The organism is Oleiphilus sp. HI0066, assembly GCF_001635725.1.
In genome coordinates this window covers 1-807 of the sequence record NZ_LWFH01000737.1, presented here as the reverse complement: position 1 = coordinate 807, position 807 = coordinate 1, and the positions used below count along the sequence as shown (strand labels likewise).

Here is an 807-nt window from a genome sequence, read left to right as displayed (position 1 = left end):
ACCCCTAAGCACCAACCAATCGATAGCAGGAACATGTACTCATGAAAACGATCGAATTTAGTGAATAGAGGAAGAATGATAAAGCGAACGATCAAGTAGCACGCTAGTGCAACGAAAGGCAGCATCAATAGTGTCGTACCTAGTTCTAGGATTTCAAAGTCGGCATCTTCACTAGATGTAAAACTTCCGATTAATAGCAGCACTAGAATTGCAATTAAGTCTTGAATAAGCAACAGAGCGACAACGAGCTCGCCAGTATGTCGGTGATGAAGAACTGTGGTAGGTAGTAATTTAATCCCTATGATGGTGCTTGAGAACACCATGCACGCACCGATGATGAGCGCTTCTAGTTGAGTGAAACCGAATTGGATTGAAACAATATATCCGAGCCCCGCGAATGCGACCGATGAAACAATTGCAACGAAACTTGCCTTGCCAAACATTGCGCCTAAGCTTTTAGGCTGCATGTCTAAGCCAAGTAAAAACAACAAAAAGATAATACCAATCTCGGCTATTTCGCTAAGCATTCGAGCGTCTGACACATAGTCCAAGCCGAATGGCCCAACGATTGCACCAATAATGATATAGGCGAGTATGAGTGGCTGTCGCGCATACAGAGCGAACGATGCAACGATAGCTGCGCCAGTAAAAATTAAGAAGAATGAATGAACTATCGACGTTTCAGGCATGAAGCATGCTGTCCTTGTGTTATGATTCTTGGCCCGTTTCTGTGATCTATTTTCGAGAAAGCCTTATGGCTTGTAAAGACTCTCGCTCGACTAAATGAGAATGACGATATATTGGTAG

At 43.4% G+C, this 807-nt stretch carries 1 protein-coding gene; it reads right to left on the bottom strand.

The features are described 5' to 3' along the window. On the bottom strand, positions 1–689 hold a 689-nt coding region (locus A3738_RS09005), incomplete at its 3' end, for a cation:proton antiporter (protein ID WP_197473746.1). Between the last annotated feature and the right edge of the window lie 118 nt (positions 690–807).